Annotated in this window: 1 protein-coding gene; it reads right to left on the reverse strand. The window is 32.9% G+C overall.

All coding sequences use genetic code 11. The annotated features are described in order from the left end of the window. Positions 1 to 192 precede the first annotated feature (192 nt). Positions 193 to 570 (reverse strand): hypothetical protein, encoded by a 378-nt coding sequence (locus AC1DWA_RS32910; RefSeq protein ID WP_477917605.1) that lies wholly within the window; start codon positions 568 to 570, stop codon positions 193 to 195. Between the last annotated feature and the right edge of the window lie 329 nt (positions 571 to 899).

Genomic DNA, 899 nt, shown 5'->3' on the forward strand with positions numbered 1-899 from the left:
TTTGTACATAAAACCCAAAACCGGTTTTATTGATAGAATTAAAAAATTGTGAAATGCCATATGTAGTCCTAGAGAATGCATAAACATTTAAACTTAAATTCCATGAATTAACTTTTTATTAGGCAGGATCTTGTCCTAAAACGTAACGTCCTAAAAGACACAAGTCCTACCTAATGAAACRTTTAGCTATAATTAGCTGAGAGGTGTAAGAGCAGCAATACTAGTTAATTCTGATTGAAGAACTCTTGTTGCTGGAACAAGATTCCCAAATTGATCTATACCAAAAGTGGACATTACAACTCCTGAATTTGGAATAGAGTTTACATTTATTTGCACTTCATATGCTACGTTCCCGGCAATTAAAAATTCTCTAATGTCGATAGAGTTGGGCGCTACTACATAAACGGATTGATATAATGGAGTAAAAGAAGATGAATTTGTAGATCCAAAAATTTGAACTGTAATTGTGGCGGAGCTTGCTAAATTTAAATTTCTAGTACTCACAACAATATTAGTTGCAGCTGTACCAAAGTCTTTTGTATTAGTAACTATACCTGTTGTAAAGGGCACTATTAGTCACCCCCTTTCATTACTACATACTATTATATTCAATAGAAATTAATTGTTGATAGACATTTAACTTATTTATGCACTCCTAAAAGTTCTATACTGAACATAAGTTTTTGTATTAAAAACCAGAACAGCTCACCAAAAGTCCAAAATATAAAATATTCACACCAATATATTACTTGTGAATATACTAAAAGGACAAACTTTTGAAAGGAAGAATGCTAATGACATTCAAATTCTATCAGTTAATTAATGTAGGATGTGAGCGCTAATGCCAAACTTTCAGGTAACTCCCTCTGGTGCTCCCAAGCAGGAACCGAGTGTAGCAG

This window comes from Rhodococcus sp. P4_F3_2 (assembly GCF_056401335.1).